The organism is Lwoffella lincolnii (genome assembly GCF_002014765.1).
Taxonomy (GTDB): Bacteria; Pseudomonadota; Gammaproteobacteria; order Pseudomonadales; family Moraxellaceae; genus Psychrobacter; species Psychrobacter lincolnii.
On the sequence record NZ_MUYT01000016.1, the window covers coordinates 16,678 to 35,318 of the forward strand.

General features: G+C 43.2%; 11 protein-coding genes and 2 pseudogenes. 3 read left to right on the forward strand and 10 right to left on the reverse strand.

What is annotated here, in order from left to right; translation table 11 throughout:
- The first annotated feature begins 29 nt into the window (after positions 1–29).
- Entirely contained in the window at positions 30–992 is a 963-nt protein-coding gene (gene trxB, locus B0682_RS08860) for a thioredoxin-disulfide reductase (protein WP_078308343.1), read from the forward strand.
- 201 nt (positions 993–1,193) lie between these two features.
- Here trxB and B0682_RS08865 read toward each other — a convergent pair whose 3' ends face one another.
- The 10 genes and pseudogenes from B0682_RS08865 to pilG all read right to left on the reverse strand — a co-directional run bounded on the left by B0682_RS08865 (position 1,194) and on the right by pilG (position 15,660).
- Positions 1,194–1,733 carry a cytochrome b gene (locus tag B0682_RS08865; protein ID WP_240494961.1) on the reverse strand — a complete coding sequence of 180 codons (540 nt, stop codon included), beginning with the start codon at positions 1,731–1,733 and terminating at the stop codon, positions 1,194–1,196.
- 32 nt (positions 1,734–1,765) lie between these two features.
- On the reverse strand, positions 1,766–2,368 hold the full coding sequence (locus B0682_RS08870; protein ID WP_078308346.1) for a hypothetical protein: 603 nt from the start codon (positions 2,366–2,368) through the stop codon (positions 1,766–1,768).
- Positions 2,369–2,481: 113 nt separating this feature from the next.
- On the reverse strand, positions 2,482–3,423 hold the full coding sequence (locus tag B0682_RS08875; protein ID WP_078308347.1) for a chemotaxis protein CheB: 942 nt from the start codon (positions 3,421–3,423) through the stop codon (positions 2,482–2,484).
- Positions 3,420–10,772 carry an Hpt domain-containing protein gene (locus B0682_RS08880; RefSeq protein ID WP_078308349.1) on the reverse strand — a complete coding sequence of 2,451 codons (7,353 nt, stop codon included), beginning with the start codon at positions 10,770–10,772 and terminating at the stop codon, positions 3,420–3,422. Before B0682_RS08880 ends, B0682_RS08875 begins: the two co-directional genes overlap by 4 nt.
- Before the next feature lie 292 nt (positions 10,773–11,064).
- A complete protein-coding gene (locus B0682_RS08885; protein ID WP_078308350.1) occupies positions 11,065–12,096 on the reverse strand; it encodes a CheR family methyltransferase in 1,032 nt (343 codons plus the stop codon).
- Between the two features lie 220 nt (positions 12,097–12,316).
- A pseudogene (locus B0682_RS08890) lies at positions 12,317–13,360 on the reverse strand (methyl-accepting chemotaxis protein); the annotation flags it as partial.
- 546 nt (positions 13,361–13,906) lie between these two features.
- Positions 13,907–14,214: pseudogene (locus B0682_RS08895) on the reverse strand (RNA-guided endonuclease InsQ/TnpB family protein); the annotation flags it as partial.
- Positions 14,215–14,341: 127 nt separating this feature from the next.
- Positions 14,342–14,875: a chemotaxis protein CheW gene (locus B0682_RS08900; RefSeq protein ID WP_078308353.1), complete on the reverse strand. Its 534-nt coding sequence runs from the start codon at positions 14,873–14,875 to the stop codon at positions 14,342–14,344.
- 6 nt (positions 14,876–14,881) lie between these two features.
- Positions 14,882–15,244 (reverse strand): response regulator, encoded by a 363-nt coding sequence (locus tag B0682_RS08905; RefSeq protein ID WP_078308355.1) that lies wholly within the window; start codon positions 15,242–15,244, stop codon positions 14,882–14,884.
- 38 nt (positions 15,245–15,282) lie between these two features.
- Complete coding sequence (gene pilG / locus B0682_RS08910; protein WP_078308356.1) at positions 15,283–15,660, reverse strand: twitching motility response regulator PilG; 378 nt, start codon at positions 15,658–15,660, stop codon at positions 15,283–15,285.
- 515 nt (positions 15,661–16,175) lie between these two features.
- Between pilG and B0682_RS08915 the strand changes: the two genes are divergently transcribed.
- Both B0682_RS08915 and B0682_RS08920 read left to right on the forward strand, forming a co-directional pair.
- Positions 16,176–17,576 (forward strand): efflux RND transporter periplasmic adaptor subunit, encoded by a 1,401-nt coding sequence (locus tag B0682_RS08915; protein WP_158077891.1) that lies wholly within the window; start codon positions 16,176–16,178, stop codon positions 17,574–17,576.
- Between the two features lie 255 nt (positions 17,577–17,831).
- The gene (locus B0682_RS08920) at positions 17,832–18,554 is read left to right on the forward strand and encodes a response regulator transcription factor (protein WP_078308359.1); all 723 of its coding nucleotides are present in this window, start codon (positions 17,832–17,834) and stop codon (positions 18,552–18,554) included.
- Positions 18,555–18,641: the final 87 nt, after the last annotated feature.

An 18,641-nucleotide genomic window follows, 5' to 3' on the forward strand; every position in this document is an offset into this window, starting at 1 on the left:
TTTTATCATGACCGTTTTAAGGAACATTTATGACCACCACCGCCCAACACCACAAACTCATTATTTTAGGTTCAGGACCTGCTGGTTACTCAGCCGCTGTTTATGCTGCCCGTGCCAACCTAAACCCTGTCATCATCACAGGGTTACAAGTTGGCGGACAGCTAACCACCACCACAGAAGTGGATAATTGGCCAGGCGACGCTCATGGCTTAACTGGTCCTGATTTGATGGTGCGTATGCAAGCCCATGCCGAACGCTTCGGCACAACTTTGATTTATGACCACATTCACACCGCCAATCTGCAACAAAGACCTTTTGAGCTGATTGGTGATAATGCCCGTTACACTTGCGATGCCCTTATCATCGCCACAGGAGCGTCCGCCCAATACTTAGGGCTTGAATCTGAAGAAAAATTCAAAGGTCTGGGCGTGTCTGCCTGTGCCACTTGTGATGGCTTTTTTTATAAAGACCAAAAAGTGGCGGTTATTGGTGGTGGCAACACCGCTGTTGAAGAAGCCCTATATCTGTCTAACATCGCCAGCGAAGTGGTGCTCATTCATCGCCGTGATGGCCTGCGTTCAGAAAAAATCCTACAAGACAAGCTGTTTGACAAAGTCAAAAATGGCAACATTCGCATAGAATGGAATGCCCAAGTCAAAGAAGTGTTGGGTGATGACATGGGGGTTAACGGCGTGGTCATTGAATCCACTCAAGATGGCTCAAGCAAACAGCTAGATGTCATGGGCATGTTTGTTGCCATCGGTCATAAGCCCAATACTGACCTATTTACTCAGCAACTACAGATGAAAGATGGCTACATTGTGGTTAATAGTGGCTTAACTGGTAACGCCACCGCCACCAGCATTGAAGGCGTTTTTGCCGCAGGAGACGTGGCAGATCATGTGTATCGCCAAGCCATCACTTCTGCTGGTACAGGCTGTATGGCGGCATTAGATGCTGAAAAGTTCCTTGACACGCTGGCGTTGGATTGATTCTTTTAAACCGTTGCTTTTCAACCGTTGCCTTTAAACAGTCGCATAAAAGCGTCATTTTAGGCAATCAAGCGATGCCCCCAAATGATAATAATCATGGGGGCATACAAATGCACAATTAAATGGCTTGAGTTGTTTAATATCAATGATTTAACTTCAGTTAGGTGGCTTTTAAAGCTTAAGTACAACAACCAATCTCAATCAACGCATCCGTTGCAAAATATTATTATCCTTTAGCACAAACTGATGATACAACGCCCCAGCCACATGTAACCCCATAAAAATTAAAAGCAGTGGCCAGAGAATATCGGTATGTAAATTGTTAAAAAATCGTGACATGGTGCGATCAGGTGTTACCCAACCCCCAATCTCAAACAAACCAAACATGCTGATGCTTCTGCCAGAGTACATCACCATCAACATACCTGCCATGGGCATGGCAATTAAAGTGGCATAAAGTGCCAAATGCGTTAAAACAGCGATATGATGTTGCCACTTTGGCATGGATATTGGTGGAACAGATGAGCTGATGATGCGATTCATCAGTCTTGCTAAAATCCAAAATAATAAACTCACTCCCAAGGCTTTATGCCAATCCATAAAGGCAAAACCTTGGACATCACTGTCAGCCAGAGCAATCATTAACCACACCAAAAACAGCAATGCCACACTGCTCCAATGAAACCATCTGACGCTGACTGCCCACTTTTTCTTATCAGATTGCATGTTGTGAAACCGCATGCCAGCTCCAGCTCCTTTCGCCATTAAAAAAATTAACCATCTAAGTCCACTAGGCGATACGCAATGCTGTCTAAGTTTGGTATCACATAAACAGCATCTTCATGCTCAAATTTCACTGGTTGAAACACAAATGGCAAATAGGTTGTTGCCATTGTGCTTTCACCATCTGGGGCTTGCGTTTGTTCTTCATCATTGGCGGTATTGGCAGTCTTACCAACTTGATAAGGGTACAAAGCATTCACCCCTGAACGTATGTCCTCTCGACTGTTATCCTCTTCTATCTTAGCAAAAGATGGTGGCAGCTCGGCATCTAACAAATCTGAAATGCGTATGGAACGAGTTTGTAATTCACCATTGATTTGTAAAGCAAAACGATGCACCATTGTGTTACCTTCTAAGATAATCAACTTCTCAGGCACAATGTCTCTGGGTATCAAATGGTACACAGATACTTCTTGTTGTTGCCACAAATATGTCCAAATGCGTTCATCATAGTTCTCGATGGTTAAGATTAACGCTGTTGGTATCAGCCAATCTGGTTGGTTAATCGCTGGCACAATGGTTACATCGAGTAGACCGTTACGAGTGGTCAACAAACTGACTGCTTCAAAGTTGTGCTTAAGTTGTTGTTTCAATCTGATGTCTCCCTAATAAATACAATAAATAGGACAAATGACTTATGGCGTGCGTTTATTTAACATCATGATGTTTAAAACCATGACCGTTAACACAATGATGCCTAAATGGACTAACCATGGACAAATTCATTTAACTTTTTAGCAAGTTCAATGGGTGTTCCCACAAACTGTGGATATCCTGTGTCTATCATGGCTTGTGGTTGGCTAGGGCTGGCACTGCTATTGGGGTCTTGTACCCAAATTTGGCTGTTATTGGCTTTAATGTCATCAATATATTTACAACCATCATCACCCATGCCAGAAAAGATAATGCCAATCAGCTGGTCAGCATACACATCACTGGCATTTTTAAGAATATCATTGATAGACGGGTTATAACCACATTGCCATTGCTCACGAGATAAAATAACCCGCCCATTAGAATCGCAAATGATAATTTGATGAGTGGGAGCAATCAACACCTTACCGACTTGTAGGCTTTGAGTGGTGGTGATAAGTTGACATCGCCAATCATTATGGCGAGTCAATACCCTAGGCAGTGTTTGTACCATCTCTGGACTAAAGTGATGAGCCAGCAGGATACAAATGGGCAAATTAGGGGATAAATTATCCAAAAATGCCTTAATCGCCACAGGCCCACCCATAGAAGCACCAAGCACCACCACATAATCCCAATGATTGTCCTTGATTTGATAGCGTTTGGTATCATAGATGTCTGGCATGTCAAGTATCTTGGCAAGCCTTTTTTTTAGCTTGCGTTGCCAACGATGATACATTTGAGTTTCATTAAGATAAGGTGCTTCACTAAAGCCCACCAACATGGCATCACTGGCATGTTGCCCAATCAAGCGGCTTAGACCTTCGTCATACTGGCTGTCTACAAGCCATAAATCGATGTTATTGGGAATTTTTTGATGTACCAATGCCTGACTAGACACACACTCAACCAAATTCAATCCGATGGATTTGATGGTATCACTCAAGGCAAGACGTTGCTGTTGAGATTCAGCAACCGCCACAACTTTGATGTCTTCTGGGTTACGTGGCATCATTCCAGATTTACCTCAACGTTTAGTAACTGACCAAGTTTTTGTAACAGCTGAGCTTCTTGGAATGGTTTGCCCATATAGTCATTAACCCCAATGTCCAAAGCACGCTGGCGGTGTTTGTCTCCTGTGCGGGACGTAATCATAATGATGGGGATATCTTTTAAACGGTCAGTATGGCGAATTTGGGTTGCCACCTCAAAACCGTCCATACGTGGCATCTCAATGTCTAACAATATCAAGTCTGGTGTCATGTCTTGTAAAATCTCGATGGCATCTACGCCATCTTTTGCAACCTGTGTCTCAAAACCTTCACGCTCTAAGAAACGTGATGTTACTTTACGCACGGTTACCGAGTCATCAACCACCAAAATGCGTTTTGCCACACTGCTTTGTGGTTTGTTATGCTGTTCAAGCACAGAACGTGCAGGTGCATTACGGATAAGTGCCATCAAGTCTAAGATGAGCATCACTGACCCATCACCCATGATGGTGGCAGCAGATATGCCAGAGATGTGCGACAATTGTTTACCCAATGGCTTGACCACCACCTCGATACGAGAGCCGACAATTTCATCTACTTGCAATGCCAAATATTGTCCTGTCTGATTTTTAACAATCAACACAGGTAAAGTGGTGTGCCCACTCATCGCTAGCTCGTTAATCAACGCTCCAGTTAAAATTTCATTCAGATAACGCAAGCGATAGGATTGATTACCAATGGTCATGGTGTGTTCATCAGACTGATAAAATTGATACAACTCATCTGGGCTTACTTGCACCACCCGCTCAATCTGTACAAGTGGCACGGCATAATGCCTGTCTGCCACACGCACCACCAGTGCATCAGACACCGCCACAGTCAGAGGCACACGCATGGTAAAGCGAGAACCTTTGCCCTGCTCAGAATCAACCGATACCGTACCACTCAGCTGACGGATTTCGCTTTGTACCACGTCCATGCCCACACCACGACCAGAGATTTGCGTGACTGAGCTTGAGGTAGACAAGCCAGCGTTAAAGATGTACTGCATGATGTCTAAATCAGTCAAACTGGTGTCATTAGGGTCTATCAGTCCTTGGGCGATTGCCTTATCTTTTACCCGTTTGACGTTGATGCCGTTGCCATCATCAGTCAAGTGAATAACCACCTCGCCACCTTCACGTAAGACCTCTAAAGTGATATGCCCTGTGCGGTCTTTGCCTTGAGCCAGTCGCTGTTGTGGTGGCTCAATACCATGGTCAACCGCATTTCTGAGCATGTGTTCTAAAGGCGACGTGATGCGTTCTAAAATGGTTCGGTCCATCTCGTCATCTGCCCCAATGATGGTCAGCTCCACATGTTTACCCAACTCATTGGCGGTCTGTCTGACAATCCGATTTAAACGAGGTGATAGACGAGAAAAAGGCAACATACGTGAATTCATCAGTCCATCTTGTAGCTCTGCTTGGGTGCGAGACAGTTGTAAAAGCAGGCTTTCTGCATCACGAGTTTTCTCAAGCAGCGTGGTCTTAATGTCCAATAAATCCGATGCTGACTCTGACAGCGATTTTGACAACTGGTTTAATGAAGAATATTGATCCATCTCTAAGGGGTCAAAACCTTCATTACTCATCAATGTTTCATCATCTATTTGAGCCAAAATTTGCTCTTCTAGCTCAATGTCCATGCGTCTTAGCTGGTCTGCCAAACGCTGGACGGTTGTGCCCATCTCTTCGATGCTGTTACTTAAACTGCTGATGCCCATGTCAATACGGGCTCGGTTGATGGCAGACTCTCCTGATAAGTTAATCATACGCTCCATCAACGATGCCGACACCCGTATCATTTCATTGGCAGTCATGGTGGTGTCAGTTACTTGAGCAAAGTTACCCGATGATGCAGGCATATCACTGATGTCATGCGTCACCTCATACAAATCTTTTATCCGCTGTTCATGTTCAGCAATGGCATCTAAGTAACTTTGCAAACTTTGCTTAGGCACTTCAGCCAAACTATCAGGTTGTTGATAAAATTTCTCCAGTGCAATGATGTATTGGGTTGGTTTGGGTGGGTTAAGGTTGTGCTTTAATACGATCACCGCTTGGGCAATCCAATCATGGCACAGTGCCAACAACTGCAACACCATACGAGTGGCAGGACGACGACGGTCAGCCAATGATTCATAGACCGTCTCCATATTATGTGCCAAGTCAGCAATGCCGTTAGCCCCAATCATTCTAGCCCCACCTTTGATGGTGTGTAGCTGACGTTGTAACTCTTGCAAAATAGTCACATCACTGGTGTTGTTACGAAATGCCTGTAGACGTTCACCACTACTTTCCACCAAATCTTCAGCTTCTTCTAAAAAGACGTTCAAGATATCTGAGTCTGGTTTTTGTTCTGTCCACGATTGCTCAAGTAAAGTCTGATAAGTTGTCTCACCAAGCAATAATTCATCTACATCAGCAGTTGTTTGAGTGGTGGTTGTGTCAGTTTTTTGGGTATCTGTTGCTGCTTCTTGAGTACCCGCTGGTTCTTCGTCCAGTTGAGGCAGTTGTAATTGCGTGTTGTCTGGCAGCTGTTCTGACTCAGCAAATTGGTGCAACTGTTCAATCACACTGGGCACAAAGAATGAATGCCCTTGCGTTTTTACCCTATCAATCAACATTGACAGCATGTCTTGGGCAGATTGCATGACCGTCAGCCAAGCAGAACTTGGCGTTTTGTTATGGTTGACAAAGGCTTCGTATATCGTCTCCATTTCGTGGGTCAAATCACCAATACTGCTGATGCCTGCCATTCTTGCCCCACCTTTGATGGTGTGCAAATGGCGTTGCAAAGATTTTAATGCCTCCAAATCTTCTGGCGACTGTCGCCATGTGGCAAAAGTCTCTACGATGCTGTTATCAAGCTCTTGAGCTTCTTCTAAAAAAATCTCTAGCAATTCAGGGTCAGTGTTTATGGTCTCGATGTGTAATGGTGCGTTATCTGTGCGTGCATTGGTTTGGCTGATGTCAGATTCGATTTTGTCGTTAGTGACGGTTTTTTTGTCTTCGATGTCATCATTATCGCTGTCATCATTTTGCTGTGCCAGTTTTTGCTCAATTTTGGCTAAGACTGGCTCGTCCACTTTTTGGGTCATGCCACCTGCCAACGCATCAAACAAATCGGTCAACTGACGATGACAAACCAGCAAATCACCAATCATATCATTTTGTACTGCCGTGTCAGGCTGGTGAGACAATTTGTGAGCCAAACTGTTATATAAGCTTGCCAGCACAGATAGAATGCGTTGAAATTTTTTACTCGATTCAGTCAATTTACTGAGCGTGTCAATGTGCTTAAGCTGCATTTGGGCATACTCTTTAGCACGCTGACTGTCTTCTGATAGTAAAAACTGCTCAAGCTCCCATTCAGCATCAAGCAATTCATCAATGTTAGCAGCCAATAATTTATGGACTTGTAGGGCTGGCTTATCATCAGTCGCTGGTTTTGAATCGTTTAACATGTCTTGCAGTGCTTCAACGTCATCACGATGTTTTTCATGACTGCTTTTTTCTGTCATTGCGGTCTTAGCGACTTCAGCAGAGTCTTGCTTATTTTGCTCAAGTTTGTTTGGCTCAAGTTTGGTTTGCTCAGTTGCGACGGTCGCATTGGCGGTGTTGGCTTGTTGTTGATAGGCAGTTAGGTACGATTCGATGAGCTTCACAGATTGCTTAAGTGCGGATAAATGCCCTGAATTTAGACTTTCTTCTTGTTGCTGTAATTGAGCCAAAGTCTGCTCAATCACACCGCTCACGTCACTAATCTCAAGCAGAGCTTGCGATCCTGATGCACCACGCAATGTATGGAATGCTCTGACCAATTCATCAGTGATATCAATGGGTTGATTGTCATGCTGCTGATGCTTATCAATAAACTGCTTGATCATTTGCAGATGTTCGCTGGCTTCTTCAACAAAAATATCATTAAAAATGCGTTGCTCATTACCCATTGCTGACCATTGAGCATTGACGGTATCAGCAGAAAACTGCTGATTAATGTCATGAATTGCAGACAGGACTTGTGAGCCATCTAAACCATCTTGGTGATTTTTATTAACTTGATTAGCTTGATTAACTTGAGTATGAACAAGCTCATCTTGGGTTGCTGTGTCTTGGACGGCTGTGTCTTGAATAACAGTATTTTGGATAACAGCATCTTGGACAATTGAGTCTTGATGTCCTGTGTCTGCCTCTTCTTGTTTTGTGTCTGAATGATGCTGTTTATCGCTGATGGCAAGATAATCAAATTCTTCGCCATGTTTTTTGCTATAGGCATGGGCGGTGGCTGCCCATAATGACATTTGTTTAGGGTAGCTGTCATCACCTTGTTCAAAAGCTTTGATGATGACTGGATAATGATTGAGCACATCACTGATCAGCTGTATCATGCCACGGTCTGGGGCGATGCTGTGGTCCAACACTCGGTTGAGCATGTTTTCAACATGCCACGCCAACTCGCCTGAGTGGTTTGCCCCCACCATGCGTCCAGAACCTTTTAAGGTATGGAATCCTCGTCTGACTTCTGTCAATGCTTTTAGGTTACTTGTGTCTGCCGCCCATGATTCAAATTCAGGGACAATGGTGTCTAATACCTCATAAGCTTCTTCAATGAAAATGTCTTTGATGTCAGCATCGGTGCCATCGTCATCAGCAGGCAGATTCATGTTGGTTAAAAACGCTTCAATCACCGCAGGTAAGCCAGCGTTAGGCTGATTTTCGCCATTGATTGTACCGCTGCTCACGTCAGCCATGACTGGCACATCGGTATCATGAATCGCATCAGCATCATCAATCACATCAACTGGCTGTTGTGTGCTTGGCTCAGTTTGAACGTCTTTTGTTGTCTCTTGTCTGACTGTCCCTTGTCTGACCAATCCTGTGTTGATGGGCTGTTGTGCTAAGAGATTGTGAGCTTTAACAACCGTCACCGCAGGGTCGATGGATGGCGGTTGACTTTGAGCAAAATTCTCAACCAAAATTGGTAATTGTGCTTGAGTTTCAGCCATGAATTCAACCAATTCATTGCTCACAGGCAAGGTTTTATCCAATACCAGATTGAGCATGTTCTCAACACCCCATGCCATCTCCCCAACATTGTAAGCCCCCACCATGCGTCCAGAGCCTTTTAAGGTATGAAAACCACGGCGAATCTCTTTTAACGTCTCTAAATCTGTGGGGTCTTGTTGCCAACGAGGTAACAGCTCTTCCATACTCTCTAGCACTTCGCCTGCTTCTTCAACAAAGATTTCTCTAAACTCTTCGTCCATGTCAAAGTCATCTGGCTTAAGCGTGTCTTGAGCTTTGATAAATTCAGCCGTCAGCTGCCAACCTGATGCAGAAACGCCAGCGTCATCAGAGGACAAAACAGGCTCACTCATAAACACATCGTCATCTGTCAGATTGACATTATCATCATCAGCATTCGCACCAGAATCAGCGTCATTAGCATCATTGCCAGCATCAACGCTCATATTAACGCCATCTGTGGGTTGATTCACACCGTCTGATTGGATTTCACCACTGTCATCATAGCGTACTTGTGCAGGTTGGGCGATTTTGTCTGGATTTTCAACATGAATGTTATTAGGCTCTGCCAATTGTTGTTGTAACAATGCCAAAGACCGTTGAATTTTTTGTTCTGTTTTTTGTAACCGCACATCATCAAAAATCTGCCCCGCCAAATAATCCAAAAACAGCTCAAATTCAGCGATGCTTTCGGCAACCGCATCACGCAACTGCCAATCCAGCTGTTGTAGATTACTTTGACGTAACGCTTCAAACAACTGCCCCAACTGATTGACTGTGGCGGATACGTCATTGAGTGCCAACGCACTTAAATTTTGTTCAATGTCTGTTAATTGCTCAGCTTTTGGCAGCTCACGGCTGTCTTGATGACGCAAGTAAGATTTAAAGTCTTTTTTAACCGTCTCAATGTCAATGCGTACTTGTCGTAAGGCTTGGCGTTCGTCCACATTCTCAGATGACAGGCTTTGCCCGTGCATCGCTTGATGGTCATGATGATAAGGGCTACTGTAAGCACTTTCACCGATTTTTTCTTCAATGGTTTGTTGGGTATTAAAGATTGCCCCATAAAGCTCTTGCATTTGTCGCTCAATTTGCCATTGCAAATTGCCCAGCATGTCAGGTTCAGCAGTAACCATTTGCAAGTCTTGTAACACTTGGTCAATATAATTGACATACAGTATCCAACCACGATGGCTGAGCTGTTTTTTAATGCTTTGCATCTCTGTTAGCACAGTCTCAGGGGCATCTAACGAAAAAATCAACGACTCTAAACGCTGTAAAATGTCCTTAAACAGCTGTTGTTCATCTGTCATCACCCCTTGCAAACCATTAATTAATTTGTCGGTTTGTTCAGATTTATGGGGCAAAATATTTAGCTGAATGAACAGTTGTGCCAACAGCTTATTGACTTTAAGCTGAACGTCAGCTGGCATCTGCTCTGTTAACGTGAGTGTCTCTTCAACCAAACCATCAAACTGCGACAACACATGAACATATTGCCGTGGCTTGGGCAACGAATTGTGTGCCAAATCATTAAACCACACTTGCCCCAAATACCAAGCTTTGGCAAGGCTGATAAGCTGAGCTGACCGCCACAAATAGTGACTAAATTTATCCAGTTGTTTAAGGGCTTGGCTGTCATTGCTATTGGCTTTCAATAACGCATTGAGCTGATGCCGCCATGCCAAATGTAGCTGTTGTTGCTGTGTTTCATTCAATTGAATTAATTGATAATTTTCTGGTAAATGAATGAAAGACAACAAATCTTGCTGATGGTTGGCATCACTGGCATCATCTTCGCTCATGACACCCATTGCATCATCAACTTGGGCATCTGGCTGATGAGGGTGAGTTGATTCACGCTCGTCATGGGCAAACGGCACCAACTGCTGAAACTGCTCGGGCAGTCGTTCATATAAATACTCACAACTTTGGGCAAGTAACGATGGCTGGTAAGTCCCCACCGTGATGCGTTGCTTAAGCTGATGATGCAAACTTGAGTGGGTAACTTTTAACAACTGCACCAGCAGTATCATCGATTCATCTGCCACATCATCTTGAGACAAATATCGGCTGGTTGCTGACAACACCGATGCGACATGAGCAAATTGAGGCAAATTCGCCACCGATAATGCCCCATATAATTGCCAATATTGCTTGGCAATCTGTTGCCATGATTCTGGAGCAAGCTTTCCATTGTCTTTTTCACCATTCGCAACCGATGTCTGAATAGATGCCAATTCGGCATTTAATACTGGCAATAGCCAGTCTAAAGACAATAGATTTGAATTTGTAATGGTCATATTAGCTCCTAGTGGCTTTTGGCTTTCTTGTCGCTTTATTTAATGTTATCTTAATAAAATTAGCTTAATAAGATTGTCTGAATCGTGCCATCTGAATTCATCAAACGCTCATATTCATACAATGATGTCAATATGGCTTTTATTTATTAAGGCATATCGATTAGGGCATGTCTCTAATTTAGCACAAGCATTAAAAAAATCTGCAAAAATCATGCAACTTTTTAAAAAATGATATTTTTTGTCTTTCTTTATCATCTGTTGTTATCACCCATACAAATAGACACACATTTGCTCAAGACGCATTTGTGTTGGCCACTTTTTGCCAAGCGTTGATGTCTGTCCTTTTCACTCGTTTCATTAAAGGGTGTTGCCATGACATGGCTTCACCGGGGGCCAACAACAAATAGCCACCCACACGGCAGTGCTTGACAAACCGAGCCAACAAGTCCCTTTGGTCAAATTCTCGAAAATAAATCAGCAAATTTTGACAAAAAATCACATCATACATGTCTGCTTGGGCAGTCTTTGCTGGCAAAAATAAATTACTCTGAACGAAGTTCACCATTGCAAATAAATGACTGGAGACTTGCCAAAACTGCTCTGTATCTGCTTTATTTACTTTATGGCTGCTTTTACCGTTGTCTTTATCCTGACCATCTTCACCCTGCTTAGCATCATTATGATGAACATGGCAATGGTATTGCTTGGGTATTTCTATCAGCTGACGCTTGGGATATCGTGCTTGCCTTGCCTGCTCAATCGCCGAAAGACTGACATCTGTACCCAGTATACTCAAATTGGCTAACCAATTCTCAGTATTATCCGTCAGCTTTGACACCTGATTGTGTATCGCCATTGCCAGCGACCACACTTCTTGACCTGTTGAACAACCTGCACACCACACCTTAACTGCGTCCGTTGTTGCATTTGAAGTATTAGAGAATATGCGATTAGAAGACGTGGGCGTTATGGTTGGTGTTGTTATGGTTGGCATCGTGCTTGGTGATGGTCTCAAATCAGACAGTTCAGAATGAGTAAGAATATAAGACAACCGACCGCCAACCACTTGCGTCACAAACTCAATGGAAGGCTTATGACGAAAAAAATGGGTCTGAGCAATCACCACATGGTCAATAAAGCGTTGTTGTAAGCCTTTGTCATTTGGCAAGGACTGCCAAAGTGTTTCTGTGCTTATCGCTGATTGCTTGGCAAACTGCTCAATCGCATGAGTCAACCAAAGCTGTTGAGAAGTTGGTAATATAAAGCCAATTTGTTGCTCAATGTATACCAGCCACTGCTTAGGATTGATAAGTCCACGTTTCATGTTCACCTGATATCCATCAATCCATCATACTGACGTTTTGAGTTATGTCAGCCAAATTTCTTGCGGTTTATGTTTCTTGCGGTTTATTTAAGTATTTACAGTTTGGCAAATCATGCCTTAATAGGTCGGCAACAATAACAGTCAATAGTCAATAACAGAAGGCTACTTTGGCTTTTAATAACTTTGGCTTTTAATAAGCAGCTGACAACCCCATCAAAACTTATAAATCAACATCAGCGGTAAAAACATCATCTTCAGATAACTTAAAGCCAGATACTGATTCTTGCAAGGCTGCCGCCATCTCATTTAATTGACCAACAGAACGAGCGGTTGCCAACGTACCTGACGAAGTCTGGGCGGTGATGTCTTGAATGACATTCATGGTGCTGGAGATATGGCCTGCCGATGATGCCTGCTGTTGGGCAGCGTTTGAGATGTTTTGAATTAAGTCTGCTAAGTTGTTAGATACGGTCTGCACCTCTTCGAGTGCTTCACCTGCATCTTTGGCTAAGTTTGCCCCACGCACCACCTCGGTGGTGGTAACCTCCATTGACATAACCGCTTCATTGGTATCTGCCTGAATGGTTTTAACCAAAGTTTCAATCTGTTTGGTGGCGTTAGCTGAACGCTCTGCCAATCGCTGAACCTCATCTGCAACCACCGCAAAACCTCGACCTGCTTCCCCTGCCATCGATGCTTGAATGGCGGCATTTAACGCCAAGATGTTGGTTTGCTCAGCAATGTCGTTAATCAAGCTGACAATATCACCAATCTCTTGTGATGATTCACCCAAACGTTTGATGCGTTTAGAAGTCTCTTGAATTTGGTCACGAATGGTGTTCATGCCTTCAATCGAGCGTTGTACGGTGTCTGCACCATTTTGGGCAATGGCAACCGAACGCTGGGCAACCGATGCTGATTCAGTGGCGTTGTTAGACACTTGATCAATCGACACCGCCATCTCATTAATGGCAGCAGACACACCAGCAATTTCTTGAGCTTGATGTTCAGATGCTTCAGCAAGCTCCACCGCTGTCATCTGAGTCTGTTCTGATGATTGAGCAACTTTATCAGCAGTGCTGTTAATTGCCAATACCAACTGTCTAAGTTGATCAATCGCAAAGTTCACTGAGTCAGCAATCGCCCCTGTGAAGTCTTCTGATACCGTGGCATTAACGGTCAAATCACCTTCCGCTAAGTCACCCAATTCATCAAGCAGACGCAAAATTGCCATCTGGTTGCGTTCATTTTCTTCTTGAATTTTGCGTGCCCGCTCAGATTCCACCTCAATCTCTTGGCGTTGACGCAGTGTTTCACGCTCCAGCTGTAGCCTTTCTATGACCTGTCGTCCACCGATGGCTTTATTGGCACTAAATGCTGTGCCCAACACCCCAATGGCGGTTGCCACACCAAATCCCATTGCCATGTTCGTTCCCATATCGGCATAAATGGCATACAACACCAATAAAATACTAATGACCGCAACGACGGCAAATATCCATAAAATCGCACTCCATTTATTGCCAGACGTTTTTTTTATGCCTGTGTCAGTGGGAGCTACTGCATTACTCATGGTGATTGTCCTCAATACCTAATGATGTGGTTTGGCATCATAATTTGATGTGATGATGTTTTAATATTGGATTGCACAAAACAATCGAAATGATTGGCTTATCATAAATTCACTAATTCACTTGTCATAAATTGACTGGCTTGTCATCAATTTGTCATAAAACAACGTTAAAACAACGCTAAAACAATGTGTCATAGAATGTGGTGTCATAGAATGTGTCTTGACTTCCTCCCCTCCCTATCGTTCGGGGATTCCTTCTGCAAGACGGTGAAGCCCCACCGCAAGAATGTTCTTACTGGCATTAAATCTGAATCATGCCATGTGCCACACTTTGCACAAGTCCATTCTCTTATTCCAAGACCTGCTCTACCTTTCGGACTACTGGACATATCGCCACAGTGCGAACAGGTTTGGGTAGTGTATTTCTCATTCACGATTTCAAAACGACAACCTGCATGCTTGCATTTGTATTCCAGTTGTCGTTTGAGTTCAAACCAACCTGCGTCATATACGCTTTTGGCTAGTTTGCCTTTTTTACTGTTAAAAAGGACGCCACACTAAACAGCGGTCGATGCGTAAGCATAACTACTTAAGTTGCCTTGTATCCACCCCCTGAAGTGGGTGGTTTTACGGCAACACTGGATAAAATCGTAAGTCATTTAATTCACTGACTTAATTCACCGCCACGGCATCCATAAAGCGATTATCTTGCACCAGCAAGCTTGGCATGAATATCAACCAATCTTGTTCATCTTTATAAAACTTGCCATGATTAAATTTGGCAAATGGTGAATCAATGGGTAAGGCTTCTGCTCGGTACTGACTTTCAACAAATGACTGAATGCCCATCACTCGATCAACCACCAACCCTAAGTAATAAGGCTCTTGGTCAACAACCAGCACTTTTTTTTGATTGAGACGAACTTTATTATCTTGCCCCAAAAATGCAACCATGTCGGTTAAAGGAAGCAATCGCCCCCGCACATTTGCCACCCCAAGCAACCACGGCTTGACAAGTGGCACACTGGTGTACTCTGGAAATGACAGCACTTCGTTAATTTCTCCCATCGGAGCAACAAAACGCTCACCTGCCATCTCAAAGACAATGCCTGTCCACTGTGATTTTTGAATGTTATGACGACCTGACTTTCTGGCTTCTGCCAAATCTGCCAGCCTAAGAAGCTCAATAAACCCTTTAGCAGCCACGCTGTTTTACCTCACTACCGTGCGAATGATGCGTAAAAGCTCGGCTTCTTCCACCGGCTTGGTCAGATATTCTTTTGCTCCTTGGCGTTTACCCCAAACCCGATCGGTTTCTTGATTTTTTGTGCTGACAATGATGACTGGGATATGAGCGGTGGCTGAGTTTTTGGTGATTTTTCGGGTGGCTTGAAAGCCATTCATCTCTGGCATCACCACGTCCATTAAAATGACATCAGGCAGTTGCTCCTGTGCCATTTTTACCCCATCTTCGCCATTGGTGGCTTCCAACATGGTGTAGTTATTCTTGCTCAGTAGCTCACGAAACTTTGCCAACTCAGACGGTGAATCGTCAATAACGAGCACGGTAGTCATGCCTTTCTCCTATATCTGTATCGTTATCTGTGTCGTGATTAACGATAACGTTCAATCGCCCCAAACAACTCATCTTTACTAAATGGCTTGGTTAGGTATTCATCAGAACCGACAATGCGTCCACGGGCTTTATCAAACAAACCATCTTTTGAAGACAGCATGATGACTGGCTTGTTGGCATATTCTGGGTTATTTTTGATTAAGGCACAGGTCTGATAACCGTCTAGGCGTGGCATCATAATGTCTATAAAAATGATGTCTGGGTTATTGTCAACGATTTTTGATAAGGCATCGAACCCATCGACTGCTGTTACCACATCACAACCTGCCTTTTGTAATAAAGTCTCTGCGGTACGGCGAATGGTTTTTGAGTCATCAATAATCATGACTTTTAACCCTTCAAAATTATTATCCATTGTGTTGTCCTATTGTTTAAATAAAGGAGTTGTATAAATCAACCAAATAAAATAGTATCTTACTGTCGATAAAATGCAAGCATTTGCCTATGATATATGACACATGGCGCTTATCATGGCGTCTTATATAACATCTACGTCATATAATAACGTCTAAGCTGACTGTCGAATCCACTGTTGGTTAACAACCACTTAACATCAGCTGACATACTGTACTGTGCAATTTTTAGCATAATTAAGGGATAATTTCCACTTATTTTTATCGATTTGTCAATATTTGTGTCTTGTCTTGGTGTCTTATCTTGCTATTTTATTTTGATATGATAAGAAAGACATTTTTTAAGATGACAGTTTTTAAGATAACAGCCATCTGATTGCTTTTTACTTACGTTTGGCTTTTGCTCAGTTTGGTGGTTGTGCTGGTTATTTTATCATTTTCTATGCTCAAACAGTCTTTTTTTAATCGCCTTTATTTAACTCAGCCAGCAAAATGTTGGCAGGTTCTTGTTATTTTGATGTTAATGGGTTTGAGTGCTTGTGAGCAAGCACCTCACCTTAATCATTTGGCAATCAACGACCATGACAATGATGGACAAGCCAATAGACAGCAGGCAAATAACCATAACCATCATAGCAACCAAAACAACCATCATGTGGTTACGATTACCCCAACTCGGGTCACGCTGGCTGATGAGCATATTCAAAACTTCAAGCCTGAACGTTATCAACCCCATTTGACGCTATATGGTCGTCTGTTGCCCAAAACTCAACATCTCTTAAAAGCAGAAGCCAACTGGCAAATCAAAGAAGTGTTTGTAAAACCTAACCAATGGGTAAAAAAGGGCGATGTGCTACTGAGCTATCAAATCATCAAACAGCCATCAATCGCACCCCCACCATTGCCCCAATCATTACCTCAATCGCTCATTGATGATAATGATTGGGGCAATGTTAGCAATAACAGCGTTAACGATAACAGCGTATCTGATGCCAATCAAACAGACCCAGACAATGAAAGCTCAGATGACAAAATGACCAATAAAACAACCCATGAAGATAATCATGGGGCAAATGATTATAATGACAACACAGAGAACGCTCACGTCTTTGGCGACAATGGCGACAATCATATCACTGGCGAAATCTCTGATGGCGATACCTTTGCTCTTGAGCAAGACAACAGCACCCCGCCAGAACGGCGAACATTTGCGGTGGGTCATCCACCCCCACAAAAAACACCAGAGATTCAAGCAACCGCCCTAAAACAAATCACCCCATCTGCGGTGGTGTCCGAACTGCTTGCCCCTTATACAGGACAAGTGATGCACAGTTATTTGCCATATATTAACAAGTCCACACCATTAAACCAAGGGCAACCGTTGCTCACTTTTAGCGATACTCGAGAGTTTCATTTTATCAGCATATTGCCAGAATACACTCGTTCACAGATTTCGGTTGGGCAGGTGGTCAATTTCTCACCACAAAACACGGTCATGCCCATAAAAATGACAGGGCAAATTGCTAAAATAGACCCAATCAGCAACAAAAGTTTGGCAGTAACCATCACTGTCATTGAAGATGATAAGTCACGCCCCCATTTAAAAGAAGGGCTATGGGTACAAGGTAAAGTGGATTATGGTCAGATTGAAGTTGGTACTTTGGTGGCAAAGTCGGCGGTGATGGGTGCAGATTTGTCCGCATTTTTACAGCCCCATGCCCATGTTGCTGCCCCAATCAAGGCTTATGTGTGGATCATCAACCAAGATTTGACCTTGACTCGCCAGCCTATCATGGTGGTGCGATATGATGCTCAAACTCAGCAATATCTGGTTTCTGGTATTCCGCCAGAAGTGTTAATATGTTTGGCAAATTTGCCAAAAAGTGCCGAAGGCAAAGTGGCAAGGCTTATGCCTTAGCGTTCATATTGCTAACAGCGATATGCACAAACATGCACAAAGGCAACATCATCAACAGGTGTTTAAATAAATTTACCATTGTGCAAAATAGCCAACGCTCACAGCAAAAAGACAGCTGTCTTGGTAACATTTTAGTTGTTGAGATGTTGCTTCATGTTTGGGCATCATAACCTTTATTGATGGTTTTATTCAATTTTACTTTTTTATTTTTACTTTTTGTTTTTTTACGCTTTATTAGGATTAGGATAACCAAGTATGAGCAAGCATATTTTATTGATTGAAGATGACCCTGATTTGTCTGAGCTTATCGGTGATTATCTGTCAATGAATTACTATGATGTTACCGCCAAAGCCACTGCCACCGAAGGGTTAGAGGTATTAGATGTCAAAGAGCAAGACATTGATTTGTTGGTATTAGACTTGATGTTGCCTGATATGGACGGCATGCAGGTTTGTCAAAAAATTCGCAACAGCAAAAACAATCTTATCAATAAAGTTCCCATCATCATGTTGACCGCCAAAGGCGACACCACTGACCGTGTGTTGGGGTTAGAGATGGGAGCAGATGATTATATTTCTAAGCCTTTTGAACCAAGAGAGTTATTGGCTCGTATTCGTGCGGTGTTGCGTCGTCATGAATTACCCAATAACACTGACAACCAATCAGAGAGCTTAACTTTTGGGCGATTGAGTATTTTTCCTGATAGCCATGAAGTAACCATTGATGAGCAATCAGTACGTCTGACCACCCATCAATTTCAGTTATTACATTATTTTGCCACTCATGCTGGCAAGGTGCTAAGCCGTGAGCAGTTATGGCAAGCCATGCCCAATGATGACAGCTCAGACAACATCGATCGTGCCATTGATGTGCATATTTCTCGCTTGCGTGCGTTGATTGAAGACAACCCACGCCAACCCAAACGCATCATCACCGTGCGTGGTGTGGGTTATCAGTTTGCCACTGATCAAATTTAGGGCATGTTTAATTTCGATGTATTTTAATTCGATGTATTTTAAGTTGTATGGTCTTAATTTGTATGGACAGTTGTTTTGTATGGGTAG